This is a genomic window from Streptomyces hygroscopicus subsp. hygroscopicus, from assembly GCF_001553455.1.
In the GTDB taxonomy this organism is placed as follows: domain Bacteria; phylum Actinomycetota; class Actinomycetes; order Streptomycetales; family Streptomycetaceae; genus Streptomyces; species Streptomyces hygroscopicus.
In genome coordinates, this window is sequence record NZ_BBOX01000649.1 from 1 (window position 1) to 1,646 (window position 1,646).

General features: G+C 76.6%; 1 protein-coding gene. It reads right to left on the reverse strand.

Annotation, left to right across the window (positions count from 1 at the left end):
• The coding region (locus tag AXW62_RS39650; RefSeq protein WP_060948557.1) for a glycosyltransferase at positions 1 to 1,646 on the reverse strand (1,646 nt) is incomplete at both ends.

The window sequence follows — 1,646 nt, forward strand, 5'->3', positions numbered from 1 at the left end:
GGGCGTCCCGGGCCGGGGCCGTCGGGCGCGACGACGGCCAGCGTCACCGTCCACCGGCCGCGGCCCAGGTCCCGCACCGGAAGCCGGGCGGTGAAGGCGCCCGCCGGATGCCCGGCGGCGTACCGCACCGGATGGTCGTGGACCCGGCCGTCGGTGTGCTCGGCGCGCAGCCGCAGCACCCGCCCGCGCGCCGGGGTGCCGGGCGGCAGCAGCCGTCCGGCGACCACCAGCGTGCCCTTGTCCGACGGATGCCACACGGTCTCGGTCACCTCGCAGGGCGCGCCGCCCGGGGCCGGGCCGATGTCGAGGGAGAGGTTGCGGTACGGGCTGGTGAAGTAGGGCGTGACCCGGGCGCGCAGACCGGGCCCGACGGTCACCACCCGGCGCGCGGTGCCGATGTCGAGGCCGTCGTCATGGCGGCTGCCGAACCGCACGGTGCGGCTGATGCCCTGGGCGCGGACGTCGAGGAAGACGTCCCAGACGCCGGGGCGCAGCGGTGCGCCGCCGTCGGCGGTGGCGATGTCGAGGTCCGCGGCGAACTCGGCCGGGTCGTCCTCCGCCGTGGCCACCACCGGGATCCGCAGCTCCTCCCGCGCCCCGCGGCGGCGCAGCACCAGCTCGGCGCGGTCCTCCTCGGGGTCGCTCGCCAGCCCCTCGACGGCCGCCCGGCCGCGTACCCGCAGGGTGCTGCGGCCGTGCCAGCCGGCGCCCGCGAGGTGGTGGCGGACCGGGAGCCGGTCGGTGACGTCGAAACAGGCGTCGGGGACGTCGGCGTCGGGGTCGCGGAAGAAGGGGTGCAGCCAGTAGACGCGGCCCTTCTCGACGAGATGGCCGCGGCGGGCGTCCCGTTCGGCGCCGCACACCACGGACAGCAGATCGTCGTAGCGGCCGGTGCGCAGCAGGTGGACCATCAGCCGCTCGGGTGCGGTGAGGGTGGCGAAGAGCGCGTCGGAGCAGTGGGCCCGCGCCCACCGGCGCAGTGTGGGCAGGAGCCGCTCGCGGGCCTCGGTCTCGTCCTCGTGCGGCAGCGTGCGCAGGGCCGGGCACAGCTCCCGCCGGAAGTGATGGCGCATGACCGCGTCCCGGCGGGGGCCGGGCCGGGTGTGGCGGGCGGCGGTCTCCAGCAGCGGCCGCATGGCCTCGACGCGGTCGGCCAGACCGGGGGCGGTGCGGCCCCGGCCCGGAGGCGGGCCCAGGTGGTAGCAGTCGTAGTCGGCGACGACGGAGATCCCGGAGGCGTTGAGGTAGGCGGCCGCGGTGAAGGGCTTGCCCTCGTCGTGGCGGAGGTGGGCGGGGAAACGCAGCTGGAGCCGTTCGACCAGGGCGCGACGGAAGAGCTTGCAGGGCTCCAGCGTGGCGTAGGCGTGCGAGGCGTGGACATCGGTGCGCAGCTGGTTGTGGCGGAAGATCGCCGTGGGGACGCCGCGCCCGTCCGGGGAGACCATCTTTCCCAGGACCACGTCGGTGCCGCCTGCGTCGGCCGTCGCGACCATGCGGCGCAGCGCGTCGGGCGCCAGATGGGCGTCGGCGTCGAGGAAGAAGACGAAGTCGCCGCGGGCGAGGTCCAGTCCGGTGTTGCGGAGGGCGCCGGTGCCGCCGCGGGAGCGGGCGTGGCGGACGATACGGAGCGAGGGGCAGTCGGCGGC